This is a genomic window from Novosphingobium mathurense, assembly GCF_900168325.1.
Classification (GTDB): Bacteria; Pseudomonadota; Alphaproteobacteria; order Sphingomonadales; family Sphingomonadaceae; genus Novosphingobium; species Novosphingobium mathurense.
Genome location: NZ_FVZE01000013.1, coordinates 15,411 through 30,277, shown reverse-complemented (window position 1 = coordinate 30,277; position 14,867 = coordinate 15,411). Strand labels below are relative to the sequence as shown.

General features: G+C 64.7%; 12 protein-coding genes and 1 pseudogene. 8 read left to right on the top strand and 5 right to left on the bottom strand.

What is annotated here, in order from left to right; all coding sequences use genetic code 11:
* Nucleotides 1–66: 66 nt before the first annotated feature.
* Nucleotides 67–831, top strand: coding sequence for an SDR family NAD(P)-dependent oxidoreductase (locus B5483_RS20990; protein ID WP_054948255.1), 765 nt, complete (start codon nucleotides 67–69; stop codon nucleotides 829–831).
* A gap of 54 nt (nucleotides 832–885) precedes the next feature.
* Here the strand turns inward: B5483_RS20990 and B5483_RS20985 are convergent, their stop codons facing one another.
* On the bottom strand, nucleotides 886–1,893 hold the full coding sequence (locus B5483_RS20985; RefSeq protein WP_079731866.1) for an NADP-dependent oxidoreductase: 1,008 nt from the start codon (nucleotides 1,891–1,893) through the stop codon (nucleotides 886–888).
* Nucleotides 1,894–2,044: 151 nt separating this feature from the next.
* Between B5483_RS20985 and B5483_RS20980 the strand changes: the two genes are divergently transcribed.
* Nucleotides 2,045–4,489 carry a TonB-dependent receptor gene (locus tag B5483_RS20980; protein ID WP_079731865.1) on the top strand — a complete coding sequence of 815 codons (2,445 nt, stop codon included), beginning with the start codon at nucleotides 2,045–2,047 and terminating at the stop codon, nucleotides 4,487–4,489.
* Between the two features lie 178 nt (nucleotides 4,490–4,667).
* Nucleotides 4,668–6,392 carry a thiamine pyrophosphate-dependent enzyme gene (locus B5483_RS20975; protein WP_079731864.1) on the top strand — a complete coding sequence of 575 codons (1,725 nt, stop codon included), beginning with the start codon at nucleotides 4,668–4,670 and terminating at the stop codon, nucleotides 6,390–6,392.
* 90 nt (nucleotides 6,393–6,482) lie between these two features.
* Here the strand turns inward: B5483_RS20975 and B5483_RS20970 are convergent, their stop codons facing one another.
* The 3 genes from B5483_RS20970 to B5483_RS20960 form a co-directional block, all read right to left on the bottom strand.
* Nucleotides 6,483–6,911 carry a nuclear transport factor 2 family protein gene (locus tag B5483_RS20970; RefSeq protein ID WP_079731863.1) on the bottom strand — a complete coding sequence of 143 codons (429 nt, stop codon included), beginning with the start codon at nucleotides 6,909–6,911 and terminating at the stop codon, nucleotides 6,483–6,485.
* Nucleotides 6,912–7,020: 109 nt separating this feature from the next.
* A complete protein-coding gene (locus B5483_RS20965) occupies nucleotides 7,021–7,386 on the bottom strand; it encodes a Rieske (2Fe-2S) protein (protein ID WP_079731862.1) in 366 nt (121 codons plus the stop codon).
* A 5-nt stretch (nucleotides 7,387–7,391) separates the two neighbouring features.
* Complete coding sequence (locus tag B5483_RS20960; protein ID WP_245829497.1) at nucleotides 7,392–8,354, bottom strand: NADP-dependent oxidoreductase; 963 nt, start codon at nucleotides 8,352–8,354, stop codon at nucleotides 7,392–7,394.
* A 226-nt stretch (nucleotides 8,355–8,580) separates the two neighbouring features.
* On the opposite strand from B5483_RS20960, the gene B5483_RS20955 reads away from it, so the two are divergent.
* The 5 genes and pseudogenes from B5483_RS20955 (at nucleotide 8,581) to B5483_RS20935 (ending at nucleotide 13,862) form a co-directional block, all read left to right on the top strand.
* Nucleotides 8,581–8,997, top strand: a complete 417-nt coding sequence (locus B5483_RS20955) for a nuclear transport factor 2 family protein (protein ID WP_342743702.1) — start codon at nucleotides 8,581–8,583, stop codon at nucleotides 8,995–8,997.
* 36 nt (nucleotides 8,998–9,033) lie between these two features.
* Complete coding sequence (locus B5483_RS20950; protein WP_079731860.1) at nucleotides 9,034–10,002, top strand: quinone oxidoreductase family protein; 969 nt, start codon at nucleotides 9,034–9,036, stop codon at nucleotides 10,000–10,002.
* Nucleotides 10,003–10,108: 106 nt separating this feature from the next.
* A pseudogene (locus B5483_RS20945) lies at nucleotides 10,109–11,098 on the top strand (DNA topoisomerase IB).
* A gap of 89 nt (nucleotides 11,099–11,187) precedes the next feature.
* A complete protein-coding gene (locus B5483_RS20940) occupies nucleotides 11,188–12,432 on the top strand; it encodes a putative DNA modification/repair radical SAM protein (RefSeq protein ID WP_054948246.1) in 1,245 nt (414 codons plus the stop codon).
* Entirely contained in the window at nucleotides 12,429–13,862 is a 1,434-nt protein-coding gene (locus B5483_RS20935; RefSeq protein WP_079731859.1) for a UdgX family uracil-DNA binding protein, read from the top strand. Before B5483_RS20940 ends, B5483_RS20935 begins: the two co-directional genes overlap by 4 nt.
* A 26-nt stretch (nucleotides 13,863–13,888) precedes the next feature.
* Here the strand turns inward: B5483_RS20935 and pip are convergent, their stop codons facing one another.
* Nucleotides 13,889–14,845, bottom strand: a complete 957-nt coding sequence (gene pip, locus B5483_RS20930; RefSeq protein WP_079731876.1) for a prolyl aminopeptidase — start codon at nucleotides 14,843–14,845, stop codon at nucleotides 13,889–13,891.
* Nucleotides 14,846–14,867: the final 22 nt, after the last annotated feature.

The window sequence follows — 14,867 nt, the reverse complement described above, 5'->3', positions numbered from 1 at the left end:
ATAAGGGGGACGCGGGGAAGCCATGGGGTTTCTCCGCGTCTTTCCACAATAGAGGAGAGTAGAACGATGGGCCGCCTTGAAGGAAAGATCACGCTGGTAACCGGAGCGGGCTCCGACCGCGGGCTTGGCGGGGCAACCGCCAAACGCTTCGCCGAGGAAGGCGCCTTCGTCTACCTTACCGACCTTGACGTGACGGGGGCCGAAGCCATCGCCGCAGCCATCCGTGAAAGCGGCGGCCAGGCCGAGGCGCTCGCCCAGGACGTCACCCGCGAAGCGGACTGGGACCGCATCTTCAGCAGGATCGAAGACGGCCACGGTCGCCTCGACGTTCTCGTGAACAACGCAGGCATCGCCGTGCTCAAGCCGATCGCCGAACTGACGGCGGCGGACTGGGAAAAGCAGAACAGGGTCAATCTCGACAGCGTCTTCTACGGCACCCAGCGCGCCGTGGCGCTGATGCGCAAGGTCGGCCATGGCGGCTCGATCATCAACCTGTCCTCGATCGCCGGCCTGGTAGGCGTGCAGATGTGCGGCGCCTATGCCGCGGCCAAGGGCGGCGTGCGCCTGTTCTCCAAGGTGATAGCGCAGGAATGCGCGGCCCAGAACATCCGCTGCAACTCGGTACATCCCGGCATGATCGAAACCGCGATGCAGGACGTCGCGCGCAAGGACAATCCGGAAGGTTTCAAGCAGATCGTCGCGGGCATTCCGATGCAACGCATGGGCGAGCCGCTCGACATCGCCAACATGAACCTGTTCCTCGCCTCGGACGAGAGCCGCTACATCACCGGATGCGAATTCGTGGTCGACGGCGGCGTCACCGCGATGTGAATCGATGGTGCCCGGGGCCGGCCATCCCGCCCTGCCCCGGGTATCCTTTTTCCGTCAAAGCTTGACGATGGCCTTGCCGATGTTCTTGCCGGTCAGCATGCGCTCGTAGGCGACAAGGACGTGTTCCAGCCCCTGCGTCTCGTCGAACCGCGTCGACAGCTTGCCCTCGTCCATCCACTGGCGCAGTTGCGGCATGAACTCGGCCCCGCGCTCAAGGAAATCGGGGATGAAGAAGCCCTCGACACGCAGGCGCCGCATGAGGATCTGGTCGAAGCGCGCAGGCCCCGGCATCGGCGCGTCATTGTCGTAGCCGGCCACCAGACCGCATATCGCCACGCGCCCATAGTGGGCCATATTCGGCAGAACCGCATCGAGGATCGGCCCGCCGACATTGTCGAAGAAAGCATTGATCCCGCCCTCGACCGTCGCCAGCCGCCCTTCGACGTCTTCGCTGCGATAGTCGATCGCCATATCGCAGCCGAGCTCCTCCAGCAGATAGCGGCACTTGTCCGGCCCGCCGGCTATGCCGACGACCTTGGCGCCCAGATTCCTGCCGACCTGGCACGCAAGGCTGCCGGTCGCGCCGGCCGCGGCGGAAACCGCCAGCCATTCGCCCGGCTTGACCGCGGCCACTTCCCTGACCCCGACATAGGCCGTCCAGGCATTCATCCCCAAGGCGCCGAAATGCTGGCGTGGATCGGCAATCGTGTCATCGACGATCTCCAGCCCCGCCAGCGACGGCGTGAGGGTGGCATAATCGGCCCACTGCCCGAAACCGCGCACCAGAGCGCCCTCGGGAAAGGCGGGATCGCGGGTTTCGCACACCCGACCGAGGCACAGCCCGACCATTTTCGAGCCCAGTGGCAGCGGCGGCTGATAGCCATCGGTGCGCGGGCTCATCCACATGCGGGTGCCCGCGTCCATCGAAAGATAATCGACGGCAATGCGCACTTCACCGTCGCCCAACGGAGCAAGCACTTCCTCGCAAAGCGTAAGGTACTGGGAAAAATCAGTATTCCCGTGCGGATGGCGATCAAGACGCCAGTAATGGCAGGTTGTCATTCAGGTCTCCTCATACTGCGCACGGTGACCGTTGCAAGAAAGGCACGGAACCTCATCAAATTGATAGGCCTATCAGTTTGGCGAGGACTGCAATTTCGCTTCGGGAGATAGATACCGAACAAACGATTTATAAAAATGGGAGGTACCTGATATGCAATTCCCCAAGTCCATTCTGCTTGCGTCCACGGCATTTGCCACCGTGTCCATTGCAGGGCCCGCCTTCGCCCAGGACACGACCGGCAACGAAGAGGCCACCAAGAACACCGGCCTTAGCGAAATCGTCGTCACCGCCCGTAAGCGCGTTGAAAGCGCGCAGGACATTCCGGTCGTCGTGACCGCGATCTCGGCGCAGACGCTTGAACAGCGCGACATCACCAGCATCGAGAAGATCGCGGCCGCCACGCCGAGCCTGACCGTCGGCCACGCCTCGAACGGCTCGGCCGCACAGGTCACGCTGCGTGGCATCGGTTCGTCCTCCACCTCGATCGGCATCGAGCAGTCGGTCGCCACGGTCGTCGACGGCGTCTATTACGGCCAGGGCCGCATCCTCGAGGAAGGCTTCTTCGACCTCGCCGGCGTCGAAGTCCTCAAGGGCCCGCAGGTCCTCTTCTTCGGCAAGAACGCCACTGCAGGCGTGATCTCGATCAAGACCGCCGACCCGACCCCCGACTGGGAGTTCAAGGCCCGCGCCAGCTATGAATTCAAGGCGCAGGAAGCCGAGCTCGAAGGCGTCGCTTCCGGCCCGCTGGCCGACGACCTGGGTATTCGCGTCGCCCTGCGCGGCAGCAAGGCCTGGGGCGGCTATTACAAGAACGTGTCGCGCGACTACGACCTCGCGCTGCTCCCGTTCACTTCGACCCCGACCAGTTCGGACCAGCCGGGCAATCGCCAGTTCCTCGGCCGCGTCACGCTGAAGTACGAACCGACCAGCGAGATCACCAATACGCTCAAGGTTTCCTACAACTACAACAAGGCGAACAACTCGAGCTACAACTACGTCGCCTATAACTGCCCGACCGGCTTCACCGCGCTTTCGGGCGATGCCTGCGGCCTGAATTTCCAGACCCACCAGAACGACATGCCGGCAGAGGAAGCGACCAACTTCCCCTATGCAGGCGACGGCAAGCTCTACAACAAGTACCGTTCGGCAGCGATCACCAACACGTTCAACTATGAACTCGGCACCGTCACGCTGACCAACGTCACCAACTACAACTGGAACAACAACCGCTGGCTGTGCGCCTGCGAATTCCAGGCCAATCCGTTCTCCGTGTGGGCCACCGAAAACTCGAGCTGGAAGGCGTTCTCGAACGAAGCGCGCGCGCTCACGCACTTCGACGGCCCGCTCAACGTGATGGTCGGCCTGCTCTACCAGAAAACCAAGCGCGACTTCGAGCAGTTCGTCAGCTTCAGCCTTTCGGACATTCCGGAAGCCGGCCGCTTCCAGTACATCGACGCGTACAAGACCAGCTACACCAAGGGTGAGACGATCTCGGGCTTCGGCCAGGTAACCTGGAAGCTGACCGACAACCTCGAACTCGACGGCGGCGTGCGCTACACCCACGAAACCAAGAAGAGCGCCTTCTCACAGCCTTACGTCAGCCCCTCCTTCGCTGCCGCGTGGGTACAGGGTCGCACTACCGTGGGCGATCAGACCTTCACCAACTGGTCTCCGGAAGTCTCGCTGACCTACAAGCCGATCCAGGACGTCATGTTCTATGCCTCCTACAAGACCGGCTACAAGTCGGGCGGCTTCTCGAACGGCGGCATCGACTCCGCCTTCGGCGATCCGGCGGTCGACCTGCTGTTCGATCCGGAAACGGCAAAGGGCTTCGAAGCCGGTGTGAAGTCGACACTGCTCAACAACCAGCTGCGCCTGAACCTGGGTGCCTACAGCTACAAGTACAAGAACCTGCAGATCGACTTCTTCAACTCGTCGATCATCGCCTTCCAGACCCTGACCGCCGACGCGCGTACCAAGGGCGTCGAGCTCGATTTCGAATTCGCGCCCTATGCGGTTCCGGGCCTCAACGTGCACGGTAGCCTCAACTACAACGACGCCAAGTACGACAGCTTCCCCGACGCCCCCTGCTATGCGGGCCAGACGCCGGACGAAGGCTGTAACCTCACCGCAGACGGTGCGGGCGGCTATCGCGTCCTCACGGCGGCCGAGATCACCGGCGGTACGCCCGGCGTTCGCCAGAACCTCAACGGAATGGTACTGGGCATGGCCCCGCACTGGACCGGCTCGGTGGGCTTCAACTACGACGCCCCGGTTGGCGGCGGTTTCAAGGCGGGCCTTGGCGCCAACATGCGCTACAGTTCCTCCTACCTAGTCCAGGGCTTCGGCGTCCCGCATTCGCGCAACAGCTCCTATGCCACGCTCGATGCCGGCCTGCGCTTCGGCGCAGAAGATGACAGCTGGCAGCTGGCGGTCATCGGCAAGAACCTGACCAACAAGCAGTACATCAACGGCGGCGTCGACGGTCCGAACACCGGTTCGGGCACCGGCACCCCGGGCGGCGTGCATGCCGACCAGCTCGGCTTCGGCGCCGAACCGCGCACGGTCACCGTGCAGGTCACCACGCGCTTCTGATCGCAGGGCCGCTTGCGGGCGGCCCTGTCGATCGAAAGACACAAAAAGGCGGGGGCCGATGGCTCCCGTCTTTTTTGCGTGAGGGCCGTTTACAGACAAGGCACGAAGAATTGTCCGCAATGCACGAAACCCCGGCGGGGTCTGGCTGGTTGTCCAAGGGAAACACGGAGATTCCCCCATGCCCAGCATCAAGTCCGCCAAGGTCGCCGACGTTATCGTCGAAACGCTCCAGCAGGCCGGTGTCCGGCGATGCTATGGCGTTCCCGGCGACAGCCTGAACCACGTCACCGACGCGATCCGGCGCAGCGACATGCGCTGGATTCACGTCCGTCACGAGGAAGCCGGCGGCTTCGCCGCGGGCGCCGATGCCATGCTGACGGGCGAACTGGCCGCCTGCGCGGGTTCATGCGGACCGGGTAGCCTGCACTTCATCAACGGCCTGTTCGAAAGCCACCGCAACCGCGCGCCCGTCGTGCTGATTGCCAGCCAGATCGTTCGCGACGAACTGGGCTTCGAGTTCCCGCAGGAAGTGGACTTCCGGCAGGTCTATGCCCCGTGCAGCGTCTTTTGCGAGGAGATCCGCACACCCGCGCAGGCCCGCCGCAAGACGGCTATGGCGGCGCAGGCCGCACTGGCGAAGAAGGGCGTCGCCGTCCTCATCGTGCCTGCCGACGTGTCGCAGGCCGATGCGCCCGACGAGCCGCCTTTCCTCGTCCATCGATCACAACCGCGGACGCTGCCCTCGCAAGCCGAACTGCAGACCTTCGCCGATGCGCTCAACGACGGCGGACGAGTCGCGATCTACGGAGGATCCGGCTGCGAGGCAGCGCACGAACAGGTCCTGGCCTTGGCCGCGAAGCTCAAGGCCCCTGTCGCCCACACCTCGCGGGCCAAGGACTTTCTGGAACACGACAATCCCAATCTCGTGGGCATGACCGGCATATTCGGATCCGAAGCCGGCTATCACGCGCTGATGGACTGCGACACATTGCTGCTGCTCGGCTGCGATTTTGCCTGGCGCCAGTACTACCCGGACAAGGCAACGATCCTGCAGATCGACATAGACGGCACGCACCTGGGCCGACGCCACCCGGTCGATCATGCCGCCGTGGGTGATGTAGGCGACACGCTGGAAGCGCTGCTGCCGCTGATCGACGAATGCGCAGACCGCGACTTCCTCGACGAATGCCTCAGGCATCGCAAGCGCGCGGTGAGCGAGCAGGAACGCCATGTGAAGGCCGACGACGATCGCGCCATCCATCCCCAGTACCTGACCGAAACGATTGCCCGCCACGCCGACGCCGATGCGATCTGGACCGCCGACGGCGGATCGCCGATGGTCTGGTGCCTGCGTCACGTTCCCTCCACGGGTCGCAATCGCACCGTCGTCTCGCTGACCCATGGCACGATGGCCAATGCCATGCCGCAGGCGCTGGGCGCCAAGGCCGCCTTGCCCGACCGCCAGGTGATCTCGCTGTCGGGCGACGGTGGCCTGTCGATGCTGCTCGGAGACCTGCTCACGGCGATCCAGGAGGACCTGCCGATCAAGGTCTGCGTATTCGACAATTCCTCGCTCGGGTTCGTGGAACTGGAGCAGAAGGTAGAGGGCCTGCTCGATGCCTATACGAACCTGAAGAACCCGGACTTCGCCCGCCTTGCCGAAGTCATCGGCTTCTGGGGCCGCCGGGTCGAGAAGGCCAGCGACCTCGATACCGCGGTCGCGCAATGGCTCGCCCATCCGGGCCCTGCCCTGCTCGATGTCGTCACCGACCGCTACGAACTGGTCATGCCGCCCAAGGTCGAGGCGAAGCAGGTCTTCGGCACGGCACTCTATTCGGCCAAGGCGGTGCTGTCCCGCCGCACCGGCGATGTCGTCGATCTGGTCAGGGGCGCACTATCCTGACTTGCGCAACGCACGCTCTCCATGCGTGCCGAAACGAAAAAGGCCCGGGATCATCCCGGGCCTTCTGCTTAATGCGACGGATCGCCTGCCTCAACAGCCCTTGGGCGCGTGCTGGCGATGGATGTTGCGGAACGAACGGCTCTTGAACAGCCACTTGCCGTCGATCTTTACGCAGGTGTCCTCGTAGACACCGCGATCGCGCATGGTCGTGCCGTCCTGATCGTAGACCTCGGAAGTATAGCTGCGCATGACTGCCGTATTGCCTTCGACCTCGATCGAACCGGGCCATGCCTCGAACATGATGCCGGGGTAGGACTTCATTGCCTCAACCCACATCGCGACGATGGCCGCACGGCCCACAGTCGTGCCGAGTTCGGGATAGTCGGGCAGCGACCATTGCGCATCCTCGGCCCAGGTCGCGCCCCAGGCTTCGGCGTCGCAGCGCGTCACCGCGTCGGCATACGTCTCCAGCAGTTCGCGAATGGCGAGGCGGTCCTCGAAGGGGCCTGTATAGGGCATATCCTGTATCTCCCGATTGATGCTCTGTTCGAAACGCGAGCCTAACGGGTCAGGCCCGCATTCCTACTATGGCTAATGCGAGGGCACGGCGCGGACAGGACAGGACCGGTCAGGTCACGACCGGGCGCTCGTCCGGTCCGGGCGCGTGATCCGGCAGGGAGACCTCGATCATGCCGTTCTCGACGCGCAGGGGAAAGCGGCGCAAGTCGGCATAGGCACCGCCGATGCAGCGGCCGGTGGCCACTTCGAAGCGCGCACCGTGCAGCGGACACATGATCGCCCCGCGCCGCACGCGGCCGGGCGAGAGCATCGCCGCCTGATGGGTGCAGCGGTCGTTGACGGCATTGAAGCCGTCGTCTGTCTTCACGACCAGGACGCTCCAGCCATCGACCTGTGCCGACAGTTTGCCTTCTTCGGGAAATTCCGCCTCGGCCACGATGCCGTGCCATACTTCGTGTTCGCGGGTATCACTCATGCAATTCAAATCCTCACCATGGTCTTGCCGATCGTGCGGCCAGACATCAGGTCGATAAAGGCTTCCGGCAGCTTTTCAAATCCATCGCGCACATTGGCCAGCGGCTTGAGCTTGCCCTGGGCCACCCATTCGTCAAGTTCGGCCTGCGCCTGTTCAAGTACGTCGAGGTGATCGTAAGTCAGGAAGCCCTGCATCCTGATCCGGTTCACCACGAGCTGCCACAGGGTTTTGACGCCATAGGGATGGTCGGCATCGTTGTACTGGCCGATCATTCCACACACCGGCACACGCCCGTGGGTGCGCATGAGTGGCAGCATGGCCTCCAGCGTCTCGCCGCCGACGTTGTCGAAATAGACGTCGACCCCTTCGGGAGCCGCCTTGCGCACTTCCCCGGCGATGTCGGGCGTCGCGCGGTAGTCGATCGCGGTATCGAAGCCCAGGTCGCGGATGACCTGCGCCTTTTCGTCGGAACCGACGAGACCGATGACCTTGCAGCCCTTGGCCTTGGCGATCTGTCCCACGGTCGAGCCCGTAGCTCCGGCGGCCGCGCTGATGACGACGGTCTCGCCCCGCTTGGCCTCGCCCACGGCGAACAGGCCGACCCATGCCGTCAGCCCTACGGGGCCCAACGCGCCCATGTAATGATGCAGTTCGGTCCCGGGCTTCCGGTGGACCACTTCCAGACCCAGCGCATTGTCGTCGAGCACGAAGTATTCCGACCAGGTGCCCAGCGCCCGTACCAGCGTGCCGACGGGATACTTCGGGTTGTTGGACTCCACCACTTCGCCCAGCGACATGCCGTTGACCGGCGCGCCCAGCGCGACCGGTGGCAGGTAGCTCGGCCGATCATCCAGGAAACCGCGGATCGCCGGATCGAGCGAGCCGACCCGCATGGCGACGAGGAACTCCCCATCCCCCGGCACCGGCATGTCGGTTTCCGCCATCTCGAAATCTTCAGGCGTCGGCATACCTTCCGGCCGCCGCGCGAGCAATATTTGCCTAACCTTTCCCATCGTTCCTGCTTAGCCGCCCGAAGCCGCACCGGGAGGCTAGCGGAATCGCTAGGTCGACCACGCCTTCCATCTGCAGCAGGTTTCGCCGGAACAGGGCCGGACGCCCGCTGCTATCCCAAACGCTAGGTTCGCAGCCCCGGGTTTGTACGCAGTCTGAAAGGTGGAAGAGGAGAATGAGGCCATGAGCATGACCCCCCAGGAAATGATCGATTTCGTCGACAATCTTTATGCCGCCACCGGTGTCGGTGACTGGGAGACGGCCTCCTCGATGCTCACCGACGACTTCGTCGCCTACGAGGCGGACAGCCTGCCGATGGCCGGGGCCTATCGCGGCAAGAACGCCCTGAAGGACCTCTATGCGAAAGTCATGGGCATGTGCGAAGTGGCCGGCCTCGACATCATGGAGACGACCGCGGGCAAGGACAATGCCGTAACCATCCTTTCGATCCGCTTCGCCGACCCGGACCTTGCGCCTGCGGAAATCTGCGAGGTCTTCAAGTTCCGCGACGGCAAATGCTGCGAAATCAAGCCCTACTACTACGATCCCTCGGCCTTCCATGCCGCGGCGAAGGCCAAGGCAGCGGCAAGCGCGGCCTGACCTCAACGGACCTGCGAGCGAACGGACGTCACGGCGATGAAGGCAGTCTACTACTTCGAAAACGGCGGGCCGGAGGTCATGCAATATGGCGACCTGCCCGATCCGGAGGTCGGCCCCAAGACCGTGCTCATCGCGGTCGAATGGGTTTCGATCGAAGGCGGCGACCTGCTCAACAGGCTGGTGACGCCGCCGCCCGAGACGCCGTTCGTACCCGGGTACCAGGCTGCGGGCACCGTCCTTGCGGTCGGCTCCGAGGTCACGCGCTTCAAGGAAGGTGACAAGGTCATCGGCTTCGACTGGCACGGCAGCCATGCCGAGCTTTTCGCAGTGCCCGAACACTACACCTATCCCGTGCCCGAAGGGCTGGATATGCGGCAGGCGGCGACGATCCCGGTACCCTTCGGAACCGCGCATGACTCGCTGTTCCAGTTCGGACAGATGCAACCCGGCGAATTCGTTCTGGTTCAGGGTGCAGCCGGCGGTGTCGGGCTGGCCGCCGTGCAGCTAGCGAGCCAGGCAGGCGCGGTCGTGATCGGCACGGCGTCCAGCCGCAAAAGGCTGGAGCGAATCGTGCCCTTCGGCCTTCACCACGGCATTGATTACCGCACAGAGGACATCGCCGCGCGCTGCAAGGAGATCACCGGGGGCAAGGGGATCGACCTGATCCTCGACCTTGCCGGCGGACAGGGAAAGAATGCCCTGATCGGCGCAATCCGCCCGCATGGCCGCTATGCCGTGATCGGCGCCGCTACCGGCAGCCTGCCCAGCTTCGGGTTCTTCGAACTGATCCGCAAGGCGATGCATGTCTATGGCATTTCCTTCGGCCGCGAGATGCACACCGAGCGCGCCCATGCCCTCCTCGCCGACATCGCCCGGCGCATGGTGGAAGGCAACCTGCAGATGCCGATCGACGCCGAGTTCGACCTGTCCGATGCCGTCGCCGCGCATCGCCACGTCGCCGAGGGCCACCCCTTCGGGCGTGTACTGATGAAAGTCGGCCGCTAGGCGCAGGCGCGCCGTCCGTCCCGGGCGGCCCGGCGCAAGCGACCGGAACCGGACCGGCCAGCCGCGGGTTCCTCCAGGGAGAACCTGAAGCGGAGCCCCCACGATCATGAGCGCCCTGACTTTCGCCGACTGCACGGCCCCGGGCATTACGCGCCGGGCCTGCGGCAAGGGCTGGATCTTCTTGGACCCGCAGGGCCAGCGGATCGCGGAGCACGCCGAGATCGAAAGACTCAAGGCGATAGCGCTGCCGCCCGCCTACACCGATTGCTGGTACAGCCTCGATCCGAACGCGCACATCCTTGCCACCGGGATCGATGCGCGCGGGCGCAAGCAATACCGCTATCACCCCGAATATCGCGAGCGGCAGGAGGCCCTCAAGTTCGACAGCCTACGCGAATTCGGCGCGGCCCTGCCCGCCATTCGCCGCCGCGTCGAAGCCGACGTGGCACAGCGTCGCATCAACCGCGAGCGCGCGCTCGCCTGCGTCGTGCGCCTGCTCGATTCCACCGCCCTGCGCATTGGCAACGAGTGCTACGCCAAGGCCAACCGGACGTTCGGCGCCACCACCCTGCGCCACCGCCACCTGCGGCTGGAAGGCAAGACCATTCGCCTGCGTTTCAAGGCCAAGTCCGGATAGCAACGCGAACTGGCCCTTACCGACCGCAACCTCATGCGCTTCATCCGTCAGGTGCAGGACCTGCCGGGCCAGCACCTCTTCCAGTTTCTCGACGAATCGGGAGACCCTGCGCCGGTCAGTTCCTGCGACGTAAACGCCTACCTCTCCGAAGCGGCGGGCACGCATTTCACGGCGAAGCACTTTCGCACCTGGGCGGCCAGCGTCACCGCCTTCGAGGCAATCGTGACCGACCGCGAGCCGCCGACCATAAAGTCGATTGCCGGCATGGTCGCCGATGTTCTGGCCAATACCCCGGCAATCGCGCGCAAGTCCTACATTCACCCCGAAGTCTTTGCCCTTGTCAGCGACGAGGACGCGCGCTCCGCGTGGTGCAGTAAGCGCCTGCCAAGAAAGACCAGATGGCTGCTGCCGGCCGAACGCGGCTTCCTGACCTATCTGCAAGCGAGCGAGAGCGCCTGAAGCCCAGCCGTCCTCGCTTCGTCGCATAGGGACGGCTTCCGCAAGCCTGCAGCATTGCAAAGGATGTGGCGAGAACATAATAAGAACGCATGCAAAAGACCTCGATTCTCGGGCGCCTCGAAATCCTGGCCGACGCAGCCAAGTACGACGCCTCGTGCGCGTCGTCGGGCTCGGTCGAGCGGAACAGCAGGAACGGACGCGGCGTGGGCTCGACGTCGGGCGGCATGGGCATCTGTCATGCTTATGCGCCGGACGGTCGCTGCATTTCGCTGCTCAAGCTGCTGCTGACCAACCACTGCATCTTCGATTGCCACTACTGCGTGAACCGCAAGAGTTCGAACGTCGAACGCGCACGTTTCACGCCCGAGGAAGTGGTCGACCTCACTCTGTCGTTCTATCGCCGCAACTACATCGAAGGGCTGTTCCTCAGTTCCGGCATCGTGCGCAGCCCGGATCATACGATGGAGCAGATCGTGCGCGTGGCGCGCACGCTTCGCGAGGTCCACGATTTCCGCGGCTACATCCACCTCAAGACGATCCCCGAGGCCGATCCCGAGATCGTCGCCGAGGCCGGAATTTGGGCGGACCGCGTCTCGATCAACGTCGAACTGCCCACGGCGGCCAGCCTCGCCCGGCTCGCTCCCGACAAGAACGCCCCGCGCATCGAAGGCGCCATGGGCGGTCTGCACAGCCGCATCGTCGATGCACGCGACGCCCGGCGCAAATACCGCTCCGCTCCGCGCTTCGCGCCGGCAGGCCAATCCACGCAGATGATCGTCGGCGCCGATGGCACATCGGACACGCAGATCATCGACAAGGCGAGCAGGCTCTATGGCCGGTTCGGCCTGCGCCGCGTCTATTATTCGGCCTTCAGCCCCATTCCCGATGCCAGTGCGGTCCTGCCCCTGCAGCGACCGCCCCTGATGCGCGAACATCGCCTCTACCAGTCCGACTGGCTGACGCGCTTCTACGGTTTCGCCCCGCACGAAGTCAGCGAAGCGGCCGATGCGAACGGAATGCTGCCGCTCGACATCGATCCCAAGCTGGCCTGGGCGCTCAAGTTCCGAGACCGCTTCCCCATCGATCTCAACCGCGCGCCGCGCGAGGCGATGCTGCGGGTGCCGGGTCTGGGCGTAAAGGCCGTGGATGCCCTGCTGGGCGCACGCCGCCATCGTTCGATCAGGCTGGACGATCTTGCCCGCGTCACCAATTCCCTGCGCAAGCTGCGTCCCTTCGTCGTGACGAGCGACTGGCGCCCCGTCGCCATGCTCGATCTGGCAGACCTGCGCGCGCGCCTGGCCCCCAAGCCGCGCCAGATGGAACTCTTCGGATGATCGGCGCGCGGCTGGAGGATCCGGACGATTTCGACGCGTGGCGCGACATGGCCCGCGCCTCCGTTGCGCGCGGCATCCCGCCAGAGGAGATCGCCTGGAGCGAAGGCGAGGACAGCGCCGACCTGTTCTCGCTCGCCGAACATACCGCGCCGCGCAGTTCCGGTCTTCCGGAAGCTTCGTCCGTCCCGGTGCGCGCCTCGCGCGCCTTTCTGAGCCTGGCGACCAGTGTCTTCATGCACAGCGATCCGTCGCGGCTCGATCTGCTCTATCGCACGCTTTGGCGGTTGCAGAAGCACCCACGGCTGATCGAGGACACCACCGACGCCGATGTCGCGAACCTGCGCCGCCTTGCCCAGCACGTCCGCCGCGACATACACAAGATGCGCGCTTTCGTGCGCTTCCGCCGGGTCGATGACGATACAGGCGACGAACGCTATATCGCGTGGTTCGAGCCGGAACACCGCATCGAGCTTGCCAACGCAAGCTTCTTCATCGAGCGGTTCACCAACCAGCACTGGTCCATCCTCACCCCGCGACTGAGCCTGCATTGGGACGGGACGGAACTGGTGCGCGGCCCTGCAGCCACGCGCGCTCAGGCCCCCGCCGCCGATGCCGCGGAGGACCTTTGGCGCGGTTACTACCGGTCGATCTTCAACCCGGCACGCCTCAAGACCAAGGCCATGATCAAGGAGATGCCGCGCCGCTACTGGCACAACCTGCCCGAAGCGCGCGACATTGCCGACCTGATCGCCGGCGCGCAAAAGCGCGAGACCTCGATGATCGCGCAAGGCACGGAACTGCTCGCCGAAGAGCCGCCGGTCGATCTCGGCGCGCTTGCCGAGGGTATCGCGCGGTGCCGCCGGTGCCAGATCGGCTGCAACGGGACTGCGGCAGTTCCCGGCGAAGGTTCTCCCGGTGCCCGCCTGATGATCGTGGGCGAGCAGCCGGGAGACAACGAGGAAATGGCCGGGCGCCCATTCGTCGGTCCAGCCGGAGAAGTCCTCAATGCCCATCTCGCAGCCGCCGGAATTGACAGGCAGGACGCTTACGTCACCAATGCCGTCAAACATTTCAAGTTCACCGCGCGGGGCAAGCAGCGCCTGCACCAGAACCCGACCGCGCGAGAGATCGACACCTGCCGCTGGTGGCTGGATAAGGAGCGTGCATTGGTGCACCCCCGCATCGTCCTGGCGCTCGGCGCCAGCGCCGTTCGCGGTCTTACAGGACGCACGCCGTCCATCGGCCGCGAACGCGGACGCCTGCTGTCACTGCCCGATGGCGTTCCCTTTCTGCTGACGGCACATCCCAGCTACCTGCTGCGGCTCGACGGCGCGGCGCGAGAACGCGAGGAAGCGAACTTCGCATCGGACCTTGCCGCGCTGGCCTCGCACCTTCGCGATCCGGCAACTCGCGACGCTCATTCGGCCTAGCTCGGACAAGTCCCGGCTTTTGCCTGCTAGTCCGCCCGCTTTCCGGCATACCGGTCGGTCGCGCGGATGAGCCGGTCGAGAATTCCCGGTTCGGAATAGGCGTGCCCCGCCCCTTCGATGAGGTGGAAGTCGGCCTCCGGCCATGCCTTGTGCAGCGCCCAGGCATAATGGGCCGGACACGGCATGTCGTAGCGACCGTGGACGATCGTGCCCGGGATTTGCCCGAGCTTGTGCGCATCGCGCAGCAGCTGCCCCGGCTCGAGCCAGCACGCGTTGACGAAGTAATGCGTCTCCAGCCGGGCGAAGGCCAGAGCGAAATGGCCGTCGTCATGCTGCGCGGACATCGCCGGGTCGGGCAGCAGCGTAATCGTTTCTCCTTCGAACATGCTCCAGGTCCGGGCGGCCGCGATCCGGTCCTCCATCGGCCCCGTCGTCAGGCGACGATGGTAGGCCCGCAGGATGTCGCCGCGCTCCGCCTCGGGGATGGGAGCGATCAGGCGCTCGTACTTGTCCGGGAACATCTGCGAGACGCCGCACTGGTAGAACCAGTCGAGCTCCGGCTTCGAACACAGGTAGATGCCGCGCAGGACCAGTTCGCTTACCCGTTCGGGATGGGTCTGCGCATAGGCCAGCCCGAGGGTCGAACCCCAGGACCCGCCGAAGACGAGCCACTGCTCGGCGCCGACAAGCGCGCGCAGCCTCTCGATATCGGCCACCAGATGCCAGGTCGTGTTGTCCTCAAGGCCCGCATGGGGCGTCGACCTGCCGCAGCCGCGCTGGTCGAAGAGCAACACATCGTACAGCTCGGGGTCGAACAGGCAGCGATGCGCGGGCGCTATGCCGCCGCCGGGCCCTCCATGTACGAACACGGCGGGCTTGGCTCCCGGCGTACCGCAGCGCTCATAATAGATGGTATGGCCTTCTCCCGTATCGAGCATGCCGGTTTCGTAAGGTTCGATGGGGGAATACAGAGTGCGTAGCATGGCCCCACCCTGCGCCATCCCG

Excerpts from the sequence above, each read along its gene's own strand:
- B5483_RS20990 (WP_054948255.1), top strand. The coding sequence starts at position 67 with ATGGGCCGCCTTGAAGGAAAGATCACGCTGGTAACCGGAGCGGGCTCC.
- B5483_RS20985 (WP_079731866.1), bottom strand. The coding sequence starts at position 1,893 with ATGACAACCTGCCATTACTGGCGTCTTGATCGCCATCCGCACGGGAAT.
- B5483_RS20980 (WP_079731865.1), top strand. The coding sequence starts at position 2,045 with ATGCAATTCCCCAAGTCCATTCTGCTTGCGTCCACGGCATTTGCCACC.
- B5483_RS20975 (WP_079731864.1), top strand. The coding sequence starts at position 4,668 with ATGCCCAGCATCAAGTCCGCCAAGGTCGCCGACGTTATCGTCGAAACG.
- B5483_RS20970 (WP_079731863.1), bottom strand. The coding sequence starts at position 6,911 with ATGCCCTATACAGGCCCCTTCGAGGACCGCCTCGCCATTCGCGAACTG.
- B5483_RS20965 (WP_079731862.1), bottom strand. The coding sequence starts at position 7,386 with ATGAGTGATACCCGCGAACACGAAGTATGGCACGGCATCGTGGCCGAG.
- B5483_RS20960 (WP_245829497.1), bottom strand. The coding sequence starts at position 8,354 with ATGCCGACGCCTGAAGATTTCGAGATGGCGGAAACCGACATGCCGGTG.
- B5483_RS20955 (WP_342743702.1), top strand. The coding sequence starts at position 8,581 with ATGAGCATGACCCCCCAGGAAATGATCGATTTCGTCGACAATCTTTAT.
- B5483_RS20950 (WP_079731860.1), top strand. The coding sequence starts at position 9,034 with ATGAAGGCAGTCTACTACTTCGAAAACGGCGGGCCGGAGGTCATGCAA.
- B5483_RS20940 (WP_054948246.1), top strand. The coding sequence starts at position 11,188 with ATGCAAAAGACCTCGATTCTCGGGCGCCTCGAAATCCTGGCCGACGCA.
- B5483_RS20935 (WP_079731859.1), top strand. The coding sequence starts at position 12,429 with ATGATCGGCGCGCGGCTGGAGGATCCGGACGATTTCGACGCGTGGCGC.
- pip (WP_079731876.1), bottom strand. The coding sequence starts at position 14,845 with ATGCTACGCACTCTGTATTCCCCCATCGAACCTTACGAAACCGGCATG.